The sequence below is a fragment of the Xanthomonas sp. WHRI 8932A genome (genome assembly GCF_035012785.1).
Classification (GTDB): Bacteria; Pseudomonadota; Gammaproteobacteria; order Xanthomonadales; family Xanthomonadaceae; genus Xanthomonas.
Map to the genome: position 1 here is coordinate 299,260 of NZ_JAYGQQ010000001.1, position 21,718 is coordinate 320,977.

Annotated in this window: 18 protein-coding genes; 16 read left to right on the forward strand and 2 right to left on the reverse strand. The window is 65.2% G+C overall.

Annotation, left to right across the window (positions count from 1 at the left end; all coding sequences use genetic code 11):
* Window positions 1-8: 8 nt before the first annotated feature.
* Together VC212_RS01315 and map are read right to left on the reverse strand one after the other, a co-directional pair.
* Window positions 9-2,618 carry a [protein-PII] uridylyltransferase gene (locus VC212_RS01315; protein WP_323514123.1) on the reverse strand — a complete coding sequence of 870 codons (2,610 nt, stop codon included), beginning with the start codon at window positions 2,616-2,618 and terminating at the stop codon, window positions 9-11.
* Entirely contained in the window at window positions 2,615-3,391 is a 777-nt protein-coding gene (gene map / locus VC212_RS01320; protein ID WP_055845099.1) for a type I methionyl aminopeptidase, read from the reverse strand. Before map ends, VC212_RS01315 begins: the two co-directional genes overlap by 4 nt.
* A 318-nt stretch (window positions 3,392-3,709) precedes the next feature.
* Here map and VC212_RS01325 point away from each other — a divergent pair, with 318 nt between their 5' ends.
* From VC212_RS01325 to bamA, 16 genes are all read left to right on the forward strand, one after another.
* Complete coding sequence (locus tag VC212_RS01325; RefSeq protein WP_055846220.1) at window positions 3,710-4,234, forward strand: spore coat U domain-containing protein; 525 nt, start codon at window positions 3,710-3,712, stop codon at window positions 4,232-4,234.
* Between the two features lie 8 nt (window positions 4,235-4,242).
* Window positions 4,243-5,010: a molecular chaperone gene (locus tag VC212_RS01330; RefSeq protein ID WP_055845102.1), complete on the forward strand. Its 768-nt coding sequence runs from the start codon at window positions 4,243-4,245 to the stop codon at window positions 5,008-5,010.
* 16 nt (window positions 5,011-5,026) lie between these two features.
* Window positions 5,027-7,375 (forward strand): fimbria/pilus outer membrane usher protein, encoded by a 2,349-nt coding sequence (locus VC212_RS01335; RefSeq protein ID WP_323514124.1) that lies wholly within the window; start codon window positions 5,027-5,029, stop codon window positions 7,373-7,375.
* A complete protein-coding gene (locus VC212_RS01340; protein WP_323514125.1) occupies window positions 7,372-8,406 on the forward strand; it encodes a spore coat U domain-containing protein in 1,035 nt (344 codons plus the stop codon). Before VC212_RS01335 ends, VC212_RS01340 begins: the two co-directional genes overlap by 4 nt.
* A gap of 48 nt (window positions 8,407-8,454) precedes the next feature.
* Entirely contained in the window at window positions 8,455-8,781 is a 327-nt protein-coding gene (locus VC212_RS01345; RefSeq protein WP_323514126.1) for a hypothetical protein, read from the forward strand.
* A gap of 2 nt (window positions 8,782-8,783) precedes the next feature.
* Entirely contained in the window at window positions 8,784-9,491 is a 708-nt protein-coding gene (locus tag VC212_RS01350; RefSeq protein WP_323514127.1) for a fimbria/pilus periplasmic chaperone, read from the forward strand.
* A gap of 314 nt (window positions 9,492-9,805) precedes the next feature.
* The gene (rpsB, locus tag VC212_RS01355) at window positions 9,806-10,657 is read left to right on the forward strand and encodes a 30S ribosomal protein S2 (protein WP_115512133.1); all 852 of its coding nucleotides are present in this window, start codon (window positions 9,806-9,808) and stop codon (window positions 10,655-10,657) included.
* Window positions 10,658-10,827: 170 nt separating this feature from the next.
* Window positions 10,828-11,706 (forward strand): translation elongation factor Ts, encoded by an 879-nt coding sequence (gene tsf, locus VC212_RS01360; RefSeq protein ID WP_055845120.1) that lies wholly within the window; start codon window positions 10,828-10,830, stop codon window positions 11,704-11,706.
* 280 nt (window positions 11,707-11,986) lie between these two features.
* Window positions 11,987-13,510 (forward strand): GGDEF domain-containing protein, encoded by a 1,524-nt coding sequence (locus VC212_RS01365; RefSeq protein ID WP_115553379.1) that lies wholly within the window; start codon window positions 11,987-11,989, stop codon window positions 13,508-13,510.
* A gap of 106 nt (window positions 13,511-13,616) precedes the next feature.
* Window positions 13,617-14,339 (forward strand): UMP kinase, encoded by a 723-nt coding sequence (gene pyrH / locus VC212_RS01370; RefSeq protein WP_046963035.1) that lies wholly within the window; start codon window positions 13,617-13,619, stop codon window positions 14,337-14,339.
* A 199-nt stretch (window positions 14,340-14,538) separates the two neighbouring features.
* A complete protein-coding gene (gene frr / locus VC212_RS01375; protein WP_055845126.1) occupies window positions 14,539-15,096 on the forward strand; it encodes a ribosome recycling factor in 558 nt (185 codons plus the stop codon).
* Window positions 15,097-15,113: 17 nt separating this feature from the next.
* The gene (gene uppS / locus VC212_RS01380; RefSeq protein WP_323514128.1) at window positions 15,114-15,875 is read left to right on the forward strand and encodes a polyprenyl diphosphate synthase; all 762 of its coding nucleotides are present in this window, start codon (window positions 15,114-15,116) and stop codon (window positions 15,873-15,875) included.
* Entirely contained in the window at window positions 15,872-16,699 is an 828-nt protein-coding gene (locus VC212_RS01385) for a phosphatidate cytidylyltransferase (RefSeq protein ID WP_323514130.1), read from the forward strand. The genes uppS and VC212_RS01385 overlap by 4 nt, the downstream gene beginning before the upstream one ends.
* A 2-nt stretch (window positions 16,700-16,701) precedes the next feature.
* The gene (locus VC212_RS01390) at window positions 16,702-17,892 is read left to right on the forward strand and encodes a 1-deoxy-D-xylulose-5-phosphate reductoisomerase (protein ID WP_115512138.1); all 1,191 of its coding nucleotides are present in this window, start codon (window positions 16,702-16,704) and stop codon (window positions 17,890-17,892) included.
* A gap of 26 nt (window positions 17,893-17,918) precedes the next feature.
* The gene (rseP, locus tag VC212_RS01395; RefSeq protein ID WP_323514131.1) at window positions 17,919-19,265 is read left to right on the forward strand and encodes an RIP metalloprotease RseP; all 1,347 of its coding nucleotides are present in this window, start codon (window positions 17,919-17,921) and stop codon (window positions 19,263-19,265) included.
* 83 nt (window positions 19,266-19,348) lie between these two features.
* On the forward strand, window positions 19,349-21,715 hold the full coding sequence (gene bamA / locus VC212_RS01400) for an outer membrane protein assembly factor BamA (RefSeq protein ID WP_055845140.1): 2,367 nt from the start codon (window positions 19,349-19,351) through the stop codon (window positions 21,713-21,715).
* The last annotated feature ends 3 nt before the right edge of the window (window positions 21,716-21,718 follow it).

Consider the following 21,718-nt stretch of genomic DNA (forward strand, 5'->3'; position numbering starts at 1 on the left):
CGGACGTACTAGGCGGGGTCGAGACAGGCGCACAACGCATCGCGCAGGGCCTGCCGGGCGGATTCGGACAACGGGCGATCGTGCTCGTCGGTGATCTGGAACTGATCTTCCGCACGCTCGCCAAAGGTGGCGATGCGCGCGTCGTGCACGCGCAGCTGTTGCATGCGCAGGACATACGCCACATCGGCCAGCAGGCCGGGGCGATCGGGGGCGACCAGACTGATGCGGGTGCGGCGGCCGCCGGCGCTTTCGCTGAATTCCACGCGCGGCGCAAAGCGGAAATGCCGCAACTGGCGCGGCACGGCACGCCGCGATGGCCGTACTTTTTGCAGGTCGCCGGCCAGCACCTGGCGTAGCGCAGCGGCAAGACGCTGCGGATCGCCATCGGCATAGCCTTCCTGCGGCAGCACTTCGAACACGTCGAAGATCGCATCGTGCGGCGCGTCCAGCACGCGCGCGCGGTGGATGCCGTAGCCCTTGCGATCCAGCGTGGCGACGATCGCCGAAAACAGGCCATCGCGGTCTGGCGAATACACGAACAGTTCCAACGCATCGTTGTCCGGCACCGCACGACGCGCTTTGACCAGGGTCTGGCCGATCTGCACTTCGATCAGCGAGACGGCCTGCCAGGCGAGCTGCTCGGGACGGAAGCGCAGGAAGTTTTCATCCGGCATGCCGGCGAACTGGCGATCGATGGTGGCATCGTCATGGCCTTGCGCCTGCATCAGCGCGCGTGCGGAGTCGCGCGCTTCGCGCAAGCGTTCCTCGCGCGGCGGCGGATGTTCCAGGCCTTCGCGCAGCGCGCGACGCGCGGCGAAATACAGATCCGCCAGCAACCGGTCCTTCCACGCATTCCACAACTTGGGGCTGGTGCCGGCGATGTCGGCGCAGGTCAACAGATACAGATAATCCAGACGCTCGCGAGTGCCGACCAGGGTGGCGAAGCGATGGATCACCTCCGGATCGGAGATGTCCTGCTTTTGCGCGGTCACCGACATGCGCAAGTGCTGCTCCACCAGCCAGGTCACCAGTTCGGTATCGCCTTCGCTGAGCCGATGCGCAAGACAGAACGCGCGCGCATCGACTGCGCCTAGTTCGGAGTGATCTCCACCGCGGCCTTTGGCGATGTCGTGAAACAACCCGGCCAGCAGCAGCAATTCCGGCTTGCGCAGACGCGGCCAGACTTCGTGGGTGATCGAAAAACGCTCGTCGGCACGGCCGGCGGCGAACAGCGCGATGTTCCGCAGCACCATCAATGTGTGCTGGTCCACCGTGTAGACGTGAAACAGATCGAACTGCATGCGACCGGACACACTGGCAAACGCCGGAATCCACTGCCCCAGCACACCCAGCCGCGCCATGCGATTGAGCGTTTCCACCGCACGCGGGCCGCGCAGCAGCGCCATGAAACGGTCGCGCGTGGCGGCATCGGCTACGTCGTAAGCCGGCAGTTGCTGCAGCACTTCGGCCAGCGCGCGTGCGGTCAACGAGTGCAACCCGCGCACATCGCGATGCGCGGCCCACTGCGCAAACAGCGCGAATACCCGCAGCACATCGCCATCCGGCCAGCTGTCGGCATCGGCGGCCAGGTAACCACGACGCAGGCTGAAGCCGTCGTCCAACGGCTCCGGTACCGCCTCGCCATCGAACTGTTCTTCGAAGCGCTGCAGCAGCCGGTCGCTGATCCGGCGGATCAACGCAGCGCTGCGGTAGAAGCGCTGCATCATTTTTTCGACGCCCAGGCTTTCCGGGTCGTCGGCAAAGCCCAGCCGCTGCGCCAGGGTCTTTTGATAATCGAAACGCAGGCGTTCTTCCGGCCGGTTGGCCACGATGTGCAGCCCGAAGCGCAGCCGCGCCAATTCTTCGCGCTCGCGCCGCAACGCAGCCGCTTCGTCGAAGCCGACATGGCCCAGCCCGACCAACGCTTCCAGATCCTTGACCCCGAACGCGCGCAACGCCATCCAGCCCAGGGTCTGCAAATCGCGCAGGCCACCCGGGCCGTCCTTGATGTCGGGTTCGAGATTGTCGGCGGTGTCGCCAAAGCGCTGATGCCGCGCCAGCAATTCTTCGCGCTTGGCCTGGAAGAAATCGCGCGGCGGCCACACCCATTGCGGCGCGATCGCCGCAGACAGCGCCGCACGCGCGTCTCCATCGGCCACCAACGGCCGCGACTCGATCAATGCGGTGAGCACGGTCTGATCGATCGCAGCGGCGGTGCATTGCGCCGGCGAGCGCACCGCGTGACTGATCGGCAGGCCCACATCCCACAACAAAGCGAACAACCGCGCCAGCGCCTGCTCGTGATGCTGCTGCACGGCGGTGTCACCCAACACCAGCACGTCCACGTCCGAACGCGGAAACAGCTCGCCGCGGCCATACCCACCGACCGCATGCAGCGACAGGCCGCTATCGGCCGGAATACAGCGGGTCCAGGCGTTGCGCATCAACTGGTCGACCGCGCGTGCGCGTAGCGCAACCAACCGTTCGATCGGTTCGCCCTGATCGAAGCGTTTGCACAGCCGCATGTCCGCGTGCACCAGCAGCGGACGGGCCTGCGCGGCCCATTCCGCATCGCCGGCGACGCCCGGGTCGGGTCGATCCGCCGGCGTGGCCGTCATACCGGCGCGGGCGAATTGGCAGACAGCGTCAGCACATCCACGCCGTCTTCGGTCACTGCGACCATGTGCTCCCACTGCGCGGACAACTTGCGATCCTTGGTGACCACGGTCCAGCCGTCGGGCAGTGTCTTATGGTGATAGGTGCCTTCGTTGATCATCGGCTCGATGGTGAAGGTCATGCCCGGCTTGAGCACCAGGCCTTCGCCCGGACGGCCGTAATGCATCACCTGCGGTTCGTCGTGATAGACCTTGCCGATGCCGTGGCCGCAGTAGTCGCGCACCACGCTGAAACGTTCGGCCTCGGCAAACTTCTGGATCGCATGGCCCACATCGCCCAGCGTGGCGCCCGGCTTGACCGCGCGGATGCCGCGCCACATCGCTTCATACGTGGTGTCCACGAGGCGTTTGGCCATCACCGACGGCGTGCCCACGTAATACATGCGGCTGGTGTCGCCGTGCCAGCCGTCCTTGATCACGGTGACATCGATATTGACGATGTCGCCTTCCTTCAACACCTTGGCCGCGCTCGGAATGCCGTGACAGATCACGTTATTGACCGAGGTGCATACGCTCTTGGGAAAGCCGCGATAGCCAACGTTTGCAGGAATGGTGCCCTGCACGTTGACGATGTGGTCGTGGCAGATGCGGTCGAGCTCGGCAGTGGTCACGCCCGGCTTGACGTGCGGGCCAACGATGTCGAGCACCTCGGCGGCCAGGCGGCCGGCGATGCGCATCAGTTCGATTTCTTCTTTGGTTTTTAGATTGACGCTCATGCCCCAGATTATCGCCGATCCGGGCTGAATCTGAACGACCCGCGACAGCGTTTTTTGCAGGACACAGTGTCGACACGGCAAGCGGACCGGGCAACAGCAAACCGTCGCACATGCCTATTCATGTGTGACGCAGTTCCTCACGCGTCAAGAATCCCGCGAGCGAAGTCATCAATAGGACATCGCAAATTTCGCAAAAGATGCAAGCGAAACAGCTAGATACAAGATGAATTCGCAGTTATGTTTGGCACAGTTGATGCATTGCATGGAGGGCGACAGCTTGTCGCGTCATCAAAGACCTGACCGGTCAAGGAAATGTCCATGCGCACTGTCCGCCCTGTCCTGCTCTCCATCGGCCTGCTCTCGACCATCGGCATGGCGACGGCAGCAGATACAACCACCTTCAACGTCAAGATCGCCGTCACCAAGGCCTGCACCATCACTGCCGCCTCCGCCACGGACGTCGACTTCGGCTCGGTGCTCTCCACCTCGACCGCCAACGCCGATGCCAACGGCAGCGTGACCGCCCAATGCACCGCATTGACGCCCTACAACATCGCGCTGAGCGCGGGCAGCAACGCGGGCACCGCCAACGATGTGACCACCCGCCGCATGAAGAACGCCGACCCACTGGTCACCACCAACAACTTCATCGCCTATCAGCTCTATCAGGACCTGGGCCGCAGCACGGTGTGGGGCAGCACCACCGGCACCAACACCCTGAGCCGCACCGCCACCGGCATCAACCAGGTCTACCCGGTCTACGGTCGTGTGACCAATCCGTCGGTCAACAACGCCGCGACCGGTAGCTACCAGGACACGATCACCGCGACCATCGTCTATTGAGCTCACGCATGCCATTGCAACAGCTGCCGTCGCGCCTCCGTGCGTGGCTGGTCCCGGTTGGACTCGCCCTGAGCCTGTCGCTGAGCTGCGCCTGGCTGTTGCCGTCTGCGCAGGCGGCCAGCCTGCAGCTGGCACCGACCTCGCTGACCCTGAGCGCAGAACAGACCGCCGACGGCCTATGGCTGAGCAACAGTGGCGGCGCGCCGGTGCAAGTGCAGACCCGCGCCTATCGCTGGACCCAGCGCGATGGGCAGGACCAGCTCGATCCGACCCAGGAAATCCTGATCAGCCCACCGATGCGCACCCTGGCTGCAGGCGAGCGCCAACTGATTCGCGTGATCCGCGCCGGGCCTGCGCCCAGTCGCCAGGAGCTCTGCTACCGCATCATCGTCGACGAACTGCCCAGCGCCGATGCCGATCGCAAGGGCATGCAGTTCGTGCTGCGCTACTCGGTGCCGATCTTCGTCCTGCCACCCGGCAAGGCCGAGCCCACGCCCACCCTGAGCGCGCAGGTGATCGCCGGTACCGACGGCAATGCGCAGATCCAGATCAGCAACAGCGGCTCCGGGCATGCGCAGGTCGCCGATCTGCAGCACCGGGTCGATGGCGCAACCAAGACCACCTTGAACGGCTTGGTCGGCTACGTGTTACCGGGCCAGACCATGCGCTGGTCGCTGGGCGCACCGCTGGCGCAGTTCGGCCGCGGCTCCATCGTCGCAAGGATCAATGGTGAGGCTGACGAACGCACCTTGTTGGCCGCGCCCACGGCGCCGTGATGCGGCCCGGCTGGCGATGACCCTGCTTGCGACCGCCACCGGGTTTGCGAACGCCATGGCCGGCGATCTCGCCGATGTCGCATCGTTGCCCGACCAGATTGCGCAAAGCGCCGCCACTCAACCGCAGTCGCTGTATCTGGACGTCACCTTGAATCAGGCCGATCGCGGCCTGGCGCCGTTCGAACTGGTCGACGGCCATTTGCGTGGCTCGGTGGAAACGCTGCGCAAACTCGGCTTCATCCTGGCCGATCGCCTGCCCGGTGAATTGGTCGATCTGGATCGGCTACCCGATGTGGAAGTGCGCTACGACGCCGCGCTGCAGCGGCTCGCGCTGCAGGTACCGCTGGCGCAGCTGTCGCTGTCCACCACCGTGCTCAAGGCCGAAGAAGCCGCCCCGCCCAGCGCCACCGCATCGCCGGGCATGCTGCTCAATTACGACTTCTATGCCACGCGCAATGCCGGTTCCAGCAGCATGTCGCTGGCCACCGAACTGCGCGGCTTCGGCCTGGGCCGCGGCATGGTCGATACCACGGCCATTTTTCTGGCCTACGACCGCCCGCAGGACCAACGCTGGCGCAGCGAGGCGGTGCGCCTGGACAGCGCCTGGCAGATGGATTTCCCCGACAGCGCCACCAGCCTGCGGGTGGGCGATTTCTATAGCGGGTTCGTCGACTGGAGCCGTTCACTGCGGTTGGGCGGCGTGCAGATCGGCCGCAATTACGCGCTGCAGCCCTACCGTGTGCTGACCCCGACGCCCAGCTTTCTGGGCGAAGCGGCGGTGCCCTCCACGGTGGAGCTGTATGTCGATGGCCTGCGTCAGTACAGCGGCCAGGTACCGGCCGGGCCGTTTCAACTGGCCGCGCAACCGGGCATCAGCGGCACCGGGCAGGCGCAGATCGTGGTGACCGATGCCTTCGGCCGGGTGCGTCGACTGGACTTCGCGTTTTACGGCACGCCGCAACTGCTTGCGCGCGGCATTTCCGAGTGGTCGGCAGGCCTCGGCCATCTGCGCCGCGACTATGGCGTGCGTTCGTTTTCCTATGCCTCGCAGCCGGTCGCCAGCGCCAGCTTGCGTAAGGGCCTACGCGACGATTTCACCATCGAGGCGCACACCGAAGCCGGCGGCGGCGTGATCAATGCTGGCGCAGGCGGGGTGTGGTTGCTCGGCGCTGGCGGCGTGTTCAATGCGGCCTACGCACACAGCAGCATGCATGCGCTGCGTGGCGGCCAGTCTGTGCTGGGCTACGCCTGGAACAATCGGCGTTTCAACGTGAATCTAGGCACCCAGCGTACCCACGGCGATTACCGCGACCTCGGCGCGTTGCAGGGCAGCCTGCCGGCGCGCGTCAGCGACCGCGCCGCATTCGGCGTCAATGCCGACCCGATCGGCTCGCTGGGCACCAGCTATGTGCGCCTGAGCTACCCGCAAGGCGACACCTCGCGTTATGCCAGCGTGTTCTGGTCACGCAGCTTCGGGCGCAACTGGGCCGCCAATCTATCCGGCAATCAGAACCTGGATATCCGCAGCGACCGCAGCCTGTATCTGTCGCTGTCCACCACCTTCGGCGAATTGCGCCAAGCTAGCGCGTCGATGCAGCGCAACGGCAATCGCACCGGGTTTGTGGCCGATGTCAGCCAGCCGCTACCCGGCGACGGCGACCTGGGCGGCATCGGCTGGCGCGTGCAGGCACGCGCGGGCGACGATGCCAGCGGCGGGCTGGCCGAGCTGGGCTGGTTGAACCGCGTCGGCCGCTACAACTTCGGCGCCGCCACCCAGGACGGCGACCAGTTCGGCTATGCCAGCGCCAGCGGCAGCCTGGTGTGGATGGACGGCCGCAGCTTTGCGGCGCGCGACGTCCAGGACGCGTTTGCGGTGGTGTCCACCGACGGCCAGGCCGGCATTCCGGTACGGCTGGAGAACCGCTTGATCGGGGTCACCGATGCACGCGGCACCTTGTTGGTGACGCCGCTGCAATCGTGGCAGCGCAATCAGCTATCGATCGACACGCTGAGCCTGCCGGCGGACCTGCGCGTGGATCGGGTCGACACCACGGTGACGCCGCGCCAGCAATCCGGTGTGGCGGTGCGCTTCGGCATTACCCGGGTGCGGGCTGCGGTGATCGTCTTGCACGACGCAAATGGCACGCCGGTACCGGTGGGCAGCGTGGCGCAACGCGAAGGCGATGCCGAACGCGTGGTGGTCGGCTACGACGGCGAAACCTATCTGGACAATCTGCAGAACGACAACCGCATCCTGGTGGAATTGCCGGAGGGCCGCTGCATCGCGCAGTTCGCGTATCCGGCCGACGCTGGCCGCATTCCGCGGGTCGGCCCGTTGCGCTGTATCTCGGAACCGACGCCATGAGCGTGCAGGCGCTCTGGCGAGTCTTGCTTGCACTGAGCCTTGCACTGCTGTGGCTGACGCCCAGCCAGTCGGCGCATGCCGATACCACCTGCACGGTGACGTTGGGGACGCCCTTGGCCTTCGGCAACGTGGCCGCCAATGGCGCCACAGATGCGGTCGCGAGCTTCAACGTGTCCTGCGCCACCACCGCGCTCAGCGTGCTGGGCCAGGCGCGGGTGACGCTGTGCCTGGACCTGGGGCCCGGCAGTGCCAGCGCAGGCGTGTATACGCCGCGCCGCATGCTCAACGCCACCAGCGATGCATTGAGCTATCAGATCTACGGCGACGCGGCGCGCACGCAGGTCTGGGGCGCCACCGGATCGAGCACGCCGTCACCGCTGGTGCTGAGTTTCGCCTATTCGGTACCGATCCTGGTCGGCGGCTCGCAGACCACCACGGTCACCTTCTACGGACGCATTCCCGGCAGCCAGACGCTGTCGGTGGGCAACCACACCAGCAGCTTCGGCGGCGCCGATACGGTGATGCGCTACGCCTACAACGAAAGCATCATCGGCGGCATCCAGCCGCCGGCCAACTGCAACACGGGCGGCAGCGGCGCCAAGACCGCCAGCAACGCGTTCCCGTTCACCGCCTCGGCCGATGTGCCGGCGCGTTGCAATACCTATGTCACCACCGATCTGGACTTCGGCAGCATCGCCGGCAGCATCGACACCCAGATCGACCGCAGTTCGACCATCAGCCTGGCCTGCACCAACCGCACCGCCTGGAACATCGGCCTGGACGTCGGCGTCAACGCCAGCGGCGGCACCCGACGGATGCGCCACGCCAGCAGCGCCAACTTCATCACCTACGAGCTCTACAAGGACTCGGGGCGCAGCAACCGCTGGGGCACCACGGTCGGGGTCGATACCCTGGCCGGCAGCGGCAACGGGGTCGCGCAGACGGTGACGGTCTACGGCCGCGCGCCGGCGCCGCAGCTACCCATCGCCGGGGCCTATACCGACACGGTGACTGTCTCGATCACTTACTGACCGTTAATTAAGTTCGCTTCGGGGGCGTCGCTATTTGTAACGACTCCAATGCAAACGATTGCCTTCATGACGCCGGTCACCTTCCTGAAGTGCTTCACGCTGGTCGCCCTCGCTTGCAGCGCCGCTGCCGCAACTGCGTCCACTAACCGCGGCCCGGACAACTCCAGCCTGCACATCGGCCTGCGCCTGCTCAGCGGTTGCGAGCTGCGTACGACCGCGCCGCGCGCCAGCTGCTCGCGTGGCACGCCAGTCGCAGTTGCGCAGCCGTCGCGCAACGTCAACACCCCCTCGACCACCAGCACTGGCCAGGATGCCAGCGCACTTGCAGGGCCTGCGCCCAGCGGTGCGACGCGCATCACCACCATCGCGTTCTGAGCATGGCCGCCGCCCGCCCGCGCTGCAGTTGGCTGATGCTGGGCCTGCTATGCATGGCCGCAAGCGGCAGCGCTGTCGCTGCCGAGATCGCCATCGCCCCTACCACCGCGCACATCCCGGCCAATAGCGACCAGGCGGCGGTCTGGCTGTACAACCAGGCGGCGCAACCGTGGCGTGCCGATGCCAAGCTTTACCGCTGGAGCCAGGACGGCGGGCGCGAAGTACTGGAACCGGCCGTCGGCGCAACCGTCAGCCCCAGCCAGTTCGAAATCCCGGCGCAAGGCCGCCAGCTGTTACGGGTCATCCGCCTCGGCCCTAGCCCGGCCCGGACCGAAGACAGCTATCGGTTGGTGGTGACCCAACATGCCGTGGGCGATGAAGCCGAGCTGTTGCGGTATTCCACTCCGGTGTTTGCGATGCCCAGCGAGCCGGGCGAGTTGCACCCGCAGCTGCAGGCGACGCTGTCCGGCCAGGGCAGCGGCCGCAGCTTGCGCATCCACAACGCCGGCGTGCACCACGCCCGCCTGGCCGACCTGGCCTTTATCGATGCCGGCGGTACCCGGCACAGCATCGGCAACGATCTGGCCGGCTATGTGCTGCCCGGCCAGACCCGGCAATGGGCGCTGCCGGCAACCCTGTCCGCCGATCTGGGACGCTTCGTGGCCCGCGTCAACAGCGACACCGAAACCACGCTCGCGCTGCAGCCCTGAGTCCCCTCGCCCGCAAGTCCTGGCGATGCCGGCTGTGCACATTGCATACGGCCGGCCCGGCCGGCTATACTCCGCCGGCTGTTTTGCGTCTTTGCCGCATCGCGCCGTCCACGTCGGACGTCACCGACGAATCCACACCTGCTGCCGCCATCCGTGCCGGGGTGCCCTCACAAGGGTTCGTCGCGGAGGCAACAGGGAAGCCCAACCCCGGAATCTTGTGCGTTTGATGCGAGTGTTCTCGCAGCGCCCGCACTCCCTGCGCTGACTTCAAACAACAGCTGCGCACGGCGATTCCGCTACCAGGAGTTTTTTCAATGCCTCAGGTCACCATGCGTCAGATGCTGGAAGCCGGCGTCCATTTCGGCCACCAGACCCGCTACTGGAACCCCAAGATGGCTCCGTACATCTTCGGCGCGCGCGGCAAGATCCACATCATCAACCTCGAGAAGACCGTCCCGCTCTTCAACGACGCGATGAACTTCCTCTCCTCGATCGCGCAGAAGCGCGGCACCGTGCTGTTCCTGGGCACCAAGCGCAGCGCGCGCGAGTCGATCAAGGAAGAAGCCGAGCGTTGCAACATGCCGTTCATGACCCAGCGCTGGTTGGGCGGCACGCTGACCAACTTCCGCACCGTCAAGCAGTCGGTTGCCCGCCTGAAGGAACTGGAAGCCGCTGAAACCGACGGCACCTTCGAAAAGCTGGTCAAGCACGAAGTGCTGGGCCTGCGTCGCGAGCGCGAAAAGCTGGACGCGTCGCTGGGCGGCATCAAGGAAATGAACCGTCTGCCCGACGCGATCTTCGTGATCGACATCGGCCATGAAGACATCGCCATCAAGGAAGCCAAGAAGCTCGGCATCCCGGTGATCGCCGTGGTCGACACCAACTACGATCCGGCCCTGGTCGACTACGCCATCCCGGGTAACGACGACGCCATCCGCGCCGTGCAGCTGTACGCACGTGCCGCTGCCGATGCCGTGCTGGAAGGCAAGGCTGCTGCGCCGAACTCGGCGTCGGTGCGCGAAGAAGAGTTCTCGGCTGACGCCGGCGACGAAGGCAAGGGCCGTCGTGCCCCGGCCAAGAAGTCCGCCGAGAAGAAGGCCGACGCACCGGCCGCTGCTGCGGCACCGGCAGCAGCTGAAGCACCTGCAGCACCGGCTGCCGAGTAATCGGCATGCAATGCGGCCGCTCCATGCTGGGCGGCCGCAGCCCCGACGGGTCCATCGCGACCCGTCGCTGAGGCCACCAAAGATTTTTACGGGGGCGGCCCGCACGCTGCACCGTCTCCTCACTGGCGGAACACTTCCGCCGTACGCATTCGTCCATACGAGGTAATTCCATGGAAATCACTGCTTCCCTGGTCAAGGAACTGCGCGAGCGCACCGGCGCCGGCATGATGGAGTGCAAGAAAGCACTCGTCGAAAACGCTGGCGACATCGATGCCGCTGCCGAGTGGCTGCGCAAGTCGGGTCTGGCCAAGGCCGACAAGAAGGCCGACCGCGTTGCTGCCGAAGGCCGCATCGCCACCGCACAGGCCGGCGGCAAGGCCGTGCTGGTCGAAGTCAATTCCGAGACCGACTTCGTCGCCAAGGATGAGAACTTCCTGGCCTTCACCGAGGTTGTGGCCAACGCCGCACTAAACTCCGACGTCGCCGATGCCGAAGCGCTGAAGAGCGTCAAGCTGGACAGCGGCGAGACCATCGAAGAGCGTCGCGCGGCGGTCATCGCCAAGGTTGGCGAGAACCTGCAGGTGCGTCGCCTGGCCCGTATCGACAGCGCCAACAACGTCGCGGCCTACGTGCACGGCGGCCGTATCGGCGTGCTGGTCGAGCTGAAGGGTGGCGACATCGAGCTGGCACGCGGCATTGCCATGCACATCGCCGCAATGAACCCGCCGCACATCAAGGCATCCGACGTCCCGGCCGAGTTTGTCGCCAAGGAAAAGGAAATCGAACTGGCCAAGATGTCCGAAAAGGACAAGTCCAAGCCGGCCGAGATCCTGGAAAAGATCATCAGCGGCAAGATCAGCAAGATCGTCAACGAAGTCACGCTGTACGGCCAGCCGTATGTGCTGAACACCGATCAGACCGTCGAGCAGGCCGTCAAGGCCGCTGGTGCCGACGTGATCGGCTTCCAGCGCCTGGCCGTTGGCGAAGGCATCGAGAAGGTGGTGGAAGACTACGCCGCCGAAGTGATGAAGCAGGCCGGTCTGGCCTGATCTTCGCCACAGAGTGAAAAAAGCCGCGGCCATGCCGCGGCTTTTTTTTGCCTGCGAATCCGCGCTACATCGAAGCGCGCGAAACTGAAACGCACACATCCGTGGTGCCCGCAACCGGCCTCGACGCTATAGATGTCGTCGGCCGTGCCGCTAAACCTAGATGCCAAGCAGACTCTCAGCACCCCTCACGCATGCGTTCCAGCGCAGCGACTGCGAGCCGTGGCGTGCTCAAACTCACCGAACGCAGCTGTATGCTTGCGTTCACTGTTGGCGATGACTCATGCAACCAGATCTCCAGGCCGCCCTGCACTACTGCCGTAACCTGCCATCGCCACCCGGCGTCGCGCTGCGCATCATCGAGCTGGCGCAGGACCCGGATGTGGACATGACCACCACCGCGAAAGTCATCGGCATGGACATCGCCCTGAGCGCACGCATGCTGCGCGTGGCCAACTCACCGCTGTACGCCAGCCGCCGCCGTGTCGACAACCTCGGCCAGGCACTCACCATGCTCGGCCTCAACGCGACCCTGAGCCTGGCGCTGGGGTTTTCGATGGTGCACGGCGTGCGCAGCACCTTCGTCGCGCACCCGTTGCATGAGCGCATCTGGCGTCGTGCCGGGCTATGCGCGCTGGCCAGTCGCATCCTGGGTCAGGCCTATGGCATCCGCAAACCCGAAGAATTGATGCTGGCCGGCCTGCTGCAGGACATCGGCAAGCTGGCACTGCTGCAAGGCGCGCCCGAGCTGTATGCGCCGCTGCTGGAACAGGCGCCCGACAATGCATCGCTGCTGGATGCCGAACGCGAACACCTGGGTGCCACCCACGCCGAAATCGGCGCCTGGCTTGCGCACCAGTGGCAGTTACCGCACTACCTGCAGAACGCGATCGCGAAAAGCGAAGAAGAACCGTCAGGCCTGGAGCCCTTCATGGCCTGCGTCGCGCTGTCCGGACGTCTGGCCGACATCTGGCTCTCCGCCAGCGCGGCTACCGCCACCGAGCATGCGCAGCGCCAGGCGCAGGACGTGCTGGAACTGGATGCCGAACGCTTCGAAAAAGTGATCGAACGCATCGCCGAATCCTTGCCCGAGCTCGAAGCCTTATTCGACATCCGCGTGCCGCAACCCGAGCACATCCAGCTGATCTTCGAGCAGGCGCGCGAGCTGGCCCTGCTGCGCAGCCTGCGCGAATTGCAGGACGTTGCCGAAGCGCGCCGCCATGCCGACGAGTCGGAAAACCGCATGCGTCATCTGGCCGAGCAGGCCAGCCGCGATGCGCTGACCGGCGTATTCAATCGGCATCAGCTCGGCACCGCGCTGGCGCATGAGTTCGAACTGGCATCGCGGCAGGCCTGGCCGCTGTCGATCGCCTTCATCGATCTGGACGATTTCAAGCGCGTCAACGATGCGCACGGCCATCTGGTCGGCGACGAGGTGTTGCGCAACTTTGCGCAGACGCTGCAACGCATGGTGCGCACCAGTGACCTGGTGGCACGCTATGGCGGCGAAGAATTTCTGGTGATCCTGCCCAACACGCCTGCCGATGCGGCGTTGATGGTGATCGAGCGCATCCTTGCCGAAACCGCGCGCACGCCGATGGCGCAACTGCAGGGCGGCCCGCTGCACATCACCTTCTCTGCAGGCCTGGCCACGCATGGCGGCATCGAGCGCCAGTTCGAAAGTATCGAACACCTGTTGCAGGCCGCAGACAGCACGCTGTACCGCTCCAAGCATCGCGGCCGCAACCGCGTCACCGCCTACGATGCGACCGATGTTCCGACGCCACCGAACCCGCGGGCGCACTGAGCCGCACGTCACCTCGATGACGACAAAGGAATTTTTACCACGCCCGGTGGCACGCTTCCGCTAGAATTGCCGGCGTTTGTCGTCCCCCACCCCCGAGGTCTCCCCCATGTCCGAACTTTCCTATCGCCGCATTCTTCTCAAACTTTCCGGGGAGGCGCTGATGGGGGACGGGGATTACGGCATCGATCCCAAGGTGATCAACCGCCTCGCCCATGAAGTGATCGAAGCGCAGCAGGCTGGCGCACAGGTCGCACTGGTGATCGGCGGCGGCAACATCTTCCGCGGCGCCGGCCTGGCCGCCAGCGGCATGGACCGCGTCACCGGCGACCACATGGGCATGCTCGCCACCGTGATCAACGCGCTGGCCATGCAGGACGCGCTGGAAAAGCTCGGCGCCAAGGTGCGCGTGATGAGCGCGATCAAGATCAACGACGTCTGCGAAGATTTCATCCGTCGCCGCGCCATGCGTCACCTGGAAAAGGGCCGTATCGCGATTTTCGCCGCCGGCACCGGCAACCCGTTCTTCACCACCGATTCGGGCGCGGCGCTGCGTGCGATCGAAATCGGTGCCGACCTGCTGCTCAAGGCAACCAAGGTCGATGGCGTGTACGACAAGGACCCGAAGAAGCACACCGATGCGGTGCGCTACGACAGTCTGACCTACGACGAAGTCATCATGCAGGGCCTGGAAGTGATGGACACCGCCGCCTTTGCGCTGGCACGCGACAGCGATCTGCCGCTGCGCATCTTCGGCATGAGCGAGCCCGGCGTGCTGCTGCGCATCCTGCGCGGCGAGCAGATCGGTACCTTGGTGCAGGGCCGTAGCTGAGTTTTTCGGATTGGAGAATCGGGATTTGTGATTCGTCACAGCGTGGATCGGGCGCTCCGCTCGTGCCCGATCCATCGCAGCGCCTGGCGTGAACGCGCCAGGCAGGTGAACCGGCTGCGCCGGCTCATGCGGGCCGGCGAGTCGTGAAACCCCAGTCCCGGCTATAATCCCCGGATTCAGCTCCACACGGATTCCGGCGATGCTCAACCAGATCAAACAAGACGCGCAGGCGCGCATGACCAAGAGCATCGATGCTCTGCGCCATTCACTGACCACCGTGCGTACCGGCCGCGCTTCGCCGGCGCTGCTGGACGGCATCAAGGTCAAGGCCTACGGCACCGACACTCCTCTCAATCAGGTTGCCAGCATCAGCGTGTCCGAAGGCCGCTCGCTGGTGATCAGCCTGTTCGACAAGGGCATGATCAAGGACGTGGAAAAAGCCCTGTACGCCTCGGACCTGGGCCTGACCCCGACCGTGGTGGGCACCGTGATCCGTCTCAACCTGCCGCCGCTGACCGAGGAGCGCCGCAAGGAGCTCAGCAAGTCCGTGCATGGCGAAGGCGAAGACAGCAAGGTCGCCATCCGCAACATCCGTCGCGATGCCAATCAGCAGGTCAAGGATCTGCTGAAAGACAAGAAGGTCACCGAAGACGAAGCCCGTGCCGCCGAAGACGACATCCAGAAGTTGACCGACAAGGCCATCAAGGATGTGGATGAGGTCGTCAAGGGCAAGGAACAGGAATTGATGACGGTCTGATCGTAGCATCGCCTGCCATGCATCCAGTCCCTTCTACCGACGCGATACCGCGCCACATTGCCATCATCATGGATGGCAACGGGCGTTGGGCGCAGCGTCGGCGACGTCCGCGCATGATCGGCCATCGCGCCGGTGCGCGGGCGGTCAACCGCACCATCGATTTCTGCCTGGAAAAGGGCGTGTCGGCGCTGACCCTGTTCGCGTTCTCCAGTGAAAACTGGGGCCGCCCGCAGGAGGAAGTCGATTCGCTGATGAAGCTGTTCCTGCATGCGCTCGACCGCGAGGTCGAAGAACTGCAACGGCGTGGCGTGCAGGTGCGTTTCATCGGCGAGCGCAATCGCTTCGCTGCGCCGTTACGCGACCGCATGGCCGCTGCCGAACGCACCACCGCGGGCAATGCGCGCCTGGTGCTCAGCATCGCGGCAAGTTACGGCGGCCGCCAGGACATCGCGCTGGCGGCACGTGCGCTGGCCGAAGAGGTGGCGGCCGGCCGCCTGCAACCGCATCAGATTGACGAGGCCCTGCTGTCCAGCCGCGTCGCGCTGTCCGACCTGCCGGCGCCGGATCTGTTCATCCGCACCGGTGGCGATACCCGCATCAGCAATTTCCTGCTCTGGCAGCTGGCCTACACCGAGCTGTGGTTCACCGAAACCCTGTGGCCGGAGTTCGATGCCGGCGTGCTGCAGCAGGCGCTGGACGACTATGCCGGGCGCGAACGCCGCTTTGGCCTGACCAGTGCCCAGATCGCCGACAAGGCGACGGAGATCTCCTCCGCATGACCAAGACCCGCGTGATTGCTGCGCTGATCATGGCGCCGCTCGCCATCTGCGCGATCGTGCTGCTGCCCACCCAATGGCTGGCGGCGCTGGCAGCGATTCTGTTCCTGACCGGCCTATGGGAGTGGCTCAAGCTCTCCGGGATCGACGACAGCCTGCCGCGCACCGTGCTGCTGATGCTCAATCTGCTGCTGATGGTGCTGATGGTGTGGGCGTCGGCCGGCTCGATGGTGCTGTTCCAGATCGCCGCCCTGGTGGGTGTGGCCTGGTGGGTGCTGGCGCTGCTGTGGCTGCGCTTTTTCACCTTCGGTGCCGATCATGGCAACGGTCAGGCGCGCGCGCTCAAACTGGCGGCCGGCACCCTGGCGGTGCTTCCCGCCTGGGCTGCGCTGGTGCTGCTGCACGCCAACCCGGACAAGGGCAACCTGTGGCTGCTGACCGCCCTGACCATGGTCTGGGCGGCCGACTCGGGTGCGTATTTCGCCGGACGTGCGTTCGGCAAGCACAAGCTGGCGCCGCGCATCAGCCCGAACAAGACCATCGAAGGCCTGCTCGGCGGAATGGTTGCCGGCATCGCGGTGGCCTGCGCCTTCGGCTGGCTGGCCGGACTGACCCTGGCGCATGTGCCGCAGTTGGTCCTGGTCGCGGCGGTGGCGGTGCTGGCGTCGGTGCTCGGCGATCTGTTCGAGAGCCTGCTCAAGCGCCACGCCGGCGCCAAGGACTCGGGCACGGTGATTCCCGGCCACGGCGGCGTACTGGATCGCATCGATGGCGTGCTCGCCGCCCTGCCGGTGTTCGTACTCGGCAAGGAAATTCTCGGATTCTAAGCATGGCTGGCTCTTCTCCCCGCCAGGTCGCCATCTTCGGCGCGACCGGCTCGATCGGTACGTCGGCACTGGACGTGATCGCCCGCCATCCCGAGCGGCTGCGCGCCAGCGTGCTGTCTGCGGGCCGCCAGGTCGACGCCTTGCTGGCGCTGTGCGCCACGCATCGGCCTGCGCATGCGGTGATTGCCGACGAGGCGCTGTACCCGGCCCTGCGTGACGGTTTGCGTGCCGCCGGCCTCGCCACCCAGGCGCACGCCGGCACCGCGGCGCTGGATGCGCTGGCCGGCAGCGATGCTTGCGACACCGTGGTGGCTGCCATCGTGGGCGCCGCCGGCCTGCCGTCGACCCTGGCCGCCGCCCGCGCCGGCAAGCGCCTGCTGCTGGCCAACAAGGAATCGCTGGTGCTGGCCGGCGAGTTGCTGACCCGCACCGCTGCTGCGGCGGGCGCGGAAATCATTCCGATCGACAGCGAACACAGCGCCATTTTTCAATGCCTGCGCTCGTGCGACGCCAGTCGCGGCGTGCGTCGGGTGGTTCTGACCGCGTCCGGCGGCCCGTTCCGTGGCTGGGATCGCACCGCGCTGGCGGCAGTGACGCCTGCGCAGGCAGTTGCGCACCCGAAGTGGTCGATGGGCCCGAAGATTTCGGTGGACTCGGCCACCCTGATGAACAAGGGCCTGGAAGTCATCGAGGCGCATCATCTGTTTGGCCTGCCCGGCGAGCAGATCGACGTGCTGGTACACCCGCAAAGCCTGGTGCATTCGCTGGTGGAATTCGTCGACGGCTCCACCCTGGCCCAGCTTGGTCTGCCGGACATGCGCACCACGCTGGCGGTCGGTCTGGCATGGCCGGAACGGGTGGAATCGGGCGTGGCGGGACTGGATCTGCTGCAACAGGGCCGACTGGATTTCGAGGCGCCCGACACCGATGCATTCCCCTGCCTGCACCTGGCCTGGGAAGCTTTGCGCGCCGGCGGAACCGCGCCGGCGATCCTGAACGCGGCCAACGAAGTGGCTGTTTCAGCGTTTCTTCAGGGCCAGATAGGTTTCCTAGCGATCCCTGCGTTGGTCGAACACACGCTGACAACGCTCTCACGGCACAATGCCGACTCCCTCGACACCCTGCTTTTTGCCGATGCGCAAGCCCGGCAAATCACTGAACGCGCCCTCGCCAACTACGCCCATCATGCTTGATCGATCCACGCAGCCGAGTTGCATCCATGGGTGATTTCATCGGTTCGGTCTGGTGGATGATCGTCAGCCTGGGTCTATTGGTGACGTTCCACGAATTCGGACACTTCTGGGTCGCGCGCCGCTGCGGCGTCAAGGTGCTACGGTTTTCGGTGGGCTTCGGCAAGCCGCTGTGGATGCGCCGCGACCGCCACGGCACCGAGTTCGTGGTGGCGGCGATCCCGCTGGGTGGCTACGTCAAGATGCTCGATGAGCGCGAAGGCGACGTACACCCGGCCGAACTCGATCAGGCATTCAATCGCAAGACGGTGTGGCAGCGTATCGCGATTGTTGCTGCCGGCCCCATCGCCAATCTGCTGCTGTGCATGGCGATGCTGTGGGCGATGTTCGTGGTCGGCAAGCAGGATTATTCGGCCACCGTGGGCCGCGCCGATGGTCTGGCCGCCGAAGCGGGGCTGACACCGGACGAGCGCATCGTGCGCATCGACGGACGCAGCGTGAGCAGCTGGAGCGATGCCAGCATGCAGCTCACCACTGCGGCCATGGATCGGCGCGATATCCAGCTGCGCACCGCCGTCGAGGGTGGCGGCAACAGTGAGCACACCTTGCGTCTTTCGCAGTTGCCGGTCGGTTTCGACGAGCGCCGTGTGGCATCGCTGGCCGGCATCGGCTGGCAATTCATGTTGCAGCCGCCGGTGATTGCCGAAGTGGTGCCAGGTTCGGTGGCCGACGGCCTGCTCAAGCCGGGCGATCGCATCGTGGCCATCGATGGCCAGCCGATCCGCTCGGCCCAGGACATCATTCCGCAGGTACAGGCGCTGGGCGCACACGGTGGGCCGGGCATGATCGAAGTGGCGCGCGGCGAAGATCGCCTGGCGCTGGAAATCGCACCGCGCAAATCGCCGCAAGGCCAGTGGATGATCGGGGTCCGCCCCGCCGCCGCGCCGGCGCCGGAATACGATAGTCGCCAGCAGTACGGCATCTTCGCTGCGGTGCCGGCAGCCATCCGCGAAACCGGCAAAATGACCGCCGATTCGCTGGGCATGATGAAGCGCATGCTGACCGGCCAGGCCTCGGTCAAGAACATTTCCGGCCCGGTCACGATTGCGCGCGCAGCCAACGCTTCGGCCGAACGCGGGCTCGACTGGTTCCTGTATTTTCTGGGCTTGCTGTCGCTCAGCCTGGCGATCATCAACCTGATGCCCATCCCGATCTTGGACGGTGGGCATCTGCTGTATTACCTTATTGAGTTGGTCAAGGGCAGCCCGATCAGCGAACGGGCCATGATTGCCGGGCAATATGTCGGCCTGGCGGTCCTGGCCGGGTTGATGGGACTGGCGTTCTACAACGACATCCTCGGCCTGGTTCCACGATGAAATTGCTCCACTCTTTCCGCCTGTTGTCGTCGTCATACGTCGGCATCCAGCAACACCCGAAATCGACTCCAACCGGATGTGACATGACGCGTCTTCCCACTCGCCGCCTGCTTGCCCTCGCTCTTGCCGCCGGCCTCAGCCTGCCAGCCGTTGCCCTGGCCGCAGAGCCGTTCGTTGCCAGCGACATCCGCGTCGACGGCCTGCAGCGCATCGCTTCCGGCACCGTGTTCACCTATCTGCCGGTGAACCGCGGCGACACCGTGGACGACACCAAGGTGGCCGACTCGATCCGGGCGCTGTACCGCACCGGCTTCTTCGAAGACGTGCAGCTGGACCGCCAGGGCAACATCCTGGTGATCACGGTCAAGGAACGCCCGGCGATCAACAAGCTCACCGTGACCGGCAACAAGGACATCAAGTCCGAAGAGCTGCTCAAAGGCCTGGGCGATATCGGCCTGACCGAAGGCGGCACCTTCGATCGCCTGAGCCTGGACCGCGTGACCCAGGAACTGACCCGTCAGTACAACAACCGCGGCAAGTACAACGTCGAGATCACTCCGACCGTCAGCCCGCTGGACCGTAATCGCGTCGATGTGGCCATCGCGATCAAGGAAGGCAAGGCGGCGAAGATCCGTCACGTCAACCTGATCGGTACCGAAAAGTTCGCCAACGAAGACATCCTGGAGAACTGGGAATCCAAGGAGCACAACTGGGCCTCGTGGTACCGCCGCGACGACCAGTACTCCAAGGAAAAGATGTCCGGCGACCTGGAGAAGCTCAACTCCTGGTACCTGGACCGTGGCTATGTCGACTTCAGCATCGACTCCACCCAGGTGGCGATCAGCCCCGACAAGCGCGACATGTTCGTCAGCGCCGGCGTCACCGAGGGCGAGCAGTACAAGATTTCCGACATCAAGGTCACCGGCGACACCGTGCTGCCGCAGGCCGACATCGAGCGTCTGGTGATTCCCAAGGCCGGCGATATCTTCTCGCGCGCGTTGCTGGAATACACCTCCGATGCGATCACCAACACGCTGAGCAACGTCGGTTACGCGTTCGCCAAGGTCAACCCGCTTCCGACGCCGAACCGCGAGGACCGCACCGTTGCGGTAAACCTGCAGGTGGTGCCGGGCCCGCGCGTGACCGTGCGCCGGATCCTGTACAAGGGCAACAGCCGCACCTCCGACGAAGTGTTGCGCCGCGAAATGCGCCAGTTCGAGAACACCTGGTACTCGCAGGCCGCGATCGACCGTTCCAAGATCCGTCTGCAGCGCCTGGGCTACTTCGAGTCGGTGAACGTGGAGACCCCGGCGGTGCCTGGCAGCAACGACCAGGTGGACGTGATCTACGACGTCAAGGAAACCACTTCCGGCAGCTTCGTGTTCGGCCTGGGTTACTCGCAAAGCTTCGGTGTGACCACCTCGGTGCAGTTGTCGCAGAACAACTTCCTGGGCGGCGGTAACCGGGTGGCGGTGGAAGCCTCGCGCAGCACCTTCCAGCAGCGTTACGCGTTCTCCTATACCAACCCGTTCTTTACCGACGATGGCGTGTCGCTGGGCTACAACCTGTCGTGGCGCTCGCTGGATTACTCGGACTTCAACACCGCGCAGTTCAACAGCAAGAACGGCTCGGCGCAGGTGGTGTTCGGCGTGCCAATCACCGAGAACGACACCGTCTCGGCAATGATCGGCATCGACAGCAACCAGATCACCACGTTCCCGGGCACCACGCCGCAGGCGATCGTCGATTACATCGATGCGATCGGCACGCGCACCTTCCATGCCTGGCGCAGCGAGCTGGGCTGGGCGCGCGACACCCGCAACGACTTCTTCATGCCGACCCGCGGCATGTACCAGCGCGTCGGCCTGGAAACCACCCTGCCTGGCTCCACGGTCGAGTACTACAAGCTCAACTACCAGATCTCCAACTACTGGCCGATCATCCCGGCGCTGGTGTTGAACACGCGCTTCGAGCTGGGTTACGGCGATAGCTATGGCAACGACAGCACACGCGTAGTGGCCGGCCCCAATGGCACCTCGCGCACCATCACTGCGACCGGCCTGCCGTTCTACGAGAACTTCTACGCCGGCGGTACCAACTCGGTGCGCGGCTTCGAAGACAACACCCTGGGTCCGCGCTCGGAGCCGATCAACGGCTTCAACCGCGGCCAGCCGCTGGGTGGGTCGTTCAAGACCGTCGGCTCGGTGGAAATGTACTTCCCGAAGCTGTTCGACAGCCCGTCGGCGCGCATCTCGGCGTTCTTCGACTTCGGTAACGTGTACGACGGCGTGGACAACTTCAAGGCCAACGAGTTGCGCGCCTCCACCGGTGTGGCGCTGTTGTGGCGCGCCCCGGTCGGCCCCATCTCGATCAGCTACGCGTTCCCGCTGAAGAAGGAAGACAACGACGAGATCGAGCGCCTGCAGTTCACCTTCGGCGGCCAGTTCTAAGAC

Bases quoted from the DNA above. Each gene is read 5' to 3' on its own strand.
- VC212_RS01315 (WP_323514123.1), bottom strand. From the start codon at position 2,618: ATGACGGCCACGCCGGCGGATCGACCCGACCCGGGCGTCGCCGGCGAT.
- map (WP_055845099.1), bottom strand. From the start codon at position 3,391: ATGAGCGTCAATCTAAAAACCAAAGAAGAAATCGAACTGATGCGCATC.
- VC212_RS01325 (WP_055846220.1), top strand. From the start codon at position 3,710: ATGCGCACTGTCCGCCCTGTCCTGCTCTCCATCGGCCTGCTCTCGACC.
- VC212_RS01330 (WP_055845102.1), top strand. From the start codon at position 4,243: ATGCCATTGCAACAGCTGCCGTCGCGCCTCCGTGCGTGGCTGGTCCCG.
- VC212_RS01335 (WP_323514124.1), top strand. From the start codon at position 5,027: ATGACCCTGCTTGCGACCGCCACCGGGTTTGCGAACGCCATGGCCGGC.
- VC212_RS01340 (WP_323514125.1), top strand. From the start codon at position 7,372: ATGAGCGTGCAGGCGCTCTGGCGAGTCTTGCTTGCACTGAGCCTTGCA.
- VC212_RS01345 (WP_323514126.1), top strand. From the start codon at position 8,455: ATGCAAACGATTGCCTTCATGACGCCGGTCACCTTCCTGAAGTGCTTC.
- VC212_RS01350 (WP_323514127.1), top strand. From the start codon at position 8,784: ATGGCCGCCGCCCGCCCGCGCTGCAGTTGGCTGATGCTGGGCCTGCTA.
- rpsB (WP_115512133.1), top strand. From the start codon at position 9,806: ATGCCTCAGGTCACCATGCGTCAGATGCTGGAAGCCGGCGTCCATTTC.
- tsf (WP_055845120.1), top strand. From the start codon at position 10,828: ATGGAAATCACTGCTTCCCTGGTCAAGGAACTGCGCGAGCGCACCGGC.
- VC212_RS01365 (WP_115553379.1), top strand. From the start codon at position 11,987: ATGCAACCAGATCTCCAGGCCGCCCTGCACTACTGCCGTAACCTGCCA.
- pyrH (WP_046963035.1), top strand. From the start codon at position 13,617: ATGTCCGAACTTTCCTATCGCCGCATTCTTCTCAAACTTTCCGGGGAG.
- frr (WP_055845126.1), top strand. From the start codon at position 14,539: ATGCTCAACCAGATCAAACAAGACGCGCAGGCGCGCATGACCAAGAGC.
- uppS (WP_323514128.1), top strand. From the start codon at position 15,114: ATGCATCCAGTCCCTTCTACCGACGCGATACCGCGCCACATTGCCATC.
- VC212_RS01385 (WP_323514130.1), top strand. From the start codon at position 15,872: ATGACCAAGACCCGCGTGATTGCTGCGCTGATCATGGCGCCGCTCGCC.
- VC212_RS01390 (WP_115512138.1), top strand. From the start codon at position 16,702: ATGGCTGGCTCTTCTCCCCGCCAGGTCGCCATCTTCGGCGCGACCGGC.
- rseP (WP_323514131.1), top strand. From the start codon at position 17,919: ATGGGTGATTTCATCGGTTCGGTCTGGTGGATGATCGTCAGCCTGGGT.
- bamA (WP_055845140.1), top strand. From the start codon at position 19,349: ATGACGCGTCTTCCCACTCGCCGCCTGCTTGCCCTCGCTCTTGCCGCC.